The organism is Methylobacterium nonmethylotrophicum (assembly GCF_004745635.1).
In the GTDB taxonomy this organism is placed as follows: Bacteria; Pseudomonadota; Alphaproteobacteria; order Rhizobiales; family Beijerinckiaceae; genus Methylobacterium; species Methylobacterium nonmethylotrophicum.
In genome coordinates this window covers 1-1,073 of record NZ_SRLB01000100.1, presented here as the reverse complement: position 1 = coordinate 1,073, position 1,073 = coordinate 1, and the positions used below count along the sequence as shown (strand labels likewise).

1 protein-coding gene is annotated in these 1,073 nt (G+C 68.6%); it reads left to right on the top strand.

Translation table 11 applies throughout. The annotated features are described in order from the left end of the window. Positions 1 to 1,073, top strand: a 1,073-nt coding sequence (locus EU555_RS36595; RefSeq protein WP_167858778.1) for a hypothetical protein, incomplete at both ends; no start/stop codon positions are given.

The following is a 1,073-nucleotide window of genomic DNA, read 5'->3' as shown; positions in this document are numbered from 1 at the left end:
GCCGCCTGCTCTACCGCAAGGCGCAGTTGCAGAGCGCCGTCGATGCCGGCGTGCTCGCCGGCGCCAACATGCTCAAGCTCGCCAATTCCGACGACGCCTCGGTGATGAGCATCACCCAGCAGGCAACCCAGGCCCAGGCGCGCACGCCGGTCGACAGGCAGAGCAGCATCACGGTCACGGTCGGCGACAAGCGCACCTCGGTGTCGACGGTGCTGGAGGAGACGGTGCCCTCGCTGATGGGCAGGCTCCTCAGCCTGCCGTCGAGCACCCTCATCATCCGGTCCACCGCCCAGCTCGTCGGCTCGGTCCGCCTGTGCCTGCTCGCCCTCGAACCCTCCGTCAAGGGGGCGGTCAACCTGGAGAAGAACGCGAAGGTCACCGCCGACGGCTGCTCGCTCTACTCGAACTCGTCGCATCCGAGCGGGATGATGGGCAAGGACAGCGCGACGGCCCGGGCGCTGACGATCTGCTCGGCGGGCGGGTTCGACGGCTCGAAGGCCCTGTTCACCCCATCCCCGATCACCGACTGCCCGTCCCTCGGCGATCCGCTCAAGGACCGTCCGCTGCCGACGCCGGACGCGAACTGCGTGACCTTGAGCCCATGGGCCAATCCGCTGGCGAAGACGCCGGCCGGTCCCACCAACATCGTGACCGGGATCATCACCCTGGATCCCGGCACCTATTGCGGCGGCCTGCGGATCACAGAGACCGCCATCGTCACGCTTCGTGCCGGCACCTACGTGATGAAGGACGGACCCCTGATCGTCGACAAGAAGGCGATCATGTCGGGCCAGGGGGTCGGGCTCTTCTTCACCGGCGACAAGGGCGGATTGCTGTTCGACAAGGACACCACCATCAGCCTGACCGCACCGACGAGCGGCCTGATGGCGGGCCTGCTGATGGCCGAGCAGCGCACGGTCGTGAATCCGGTTCCGGTTCCGCTCGATCCCTACGTGACGCCGCCGCCGCCGCCCCCGCCCGGCCCGGCGCCGCCGATGCGGCAGTACCGGATCATCAGCGACAACGCCCGCACGATGCTGGGGACGATCTACCTGCCGGCGGGACGGCTCATC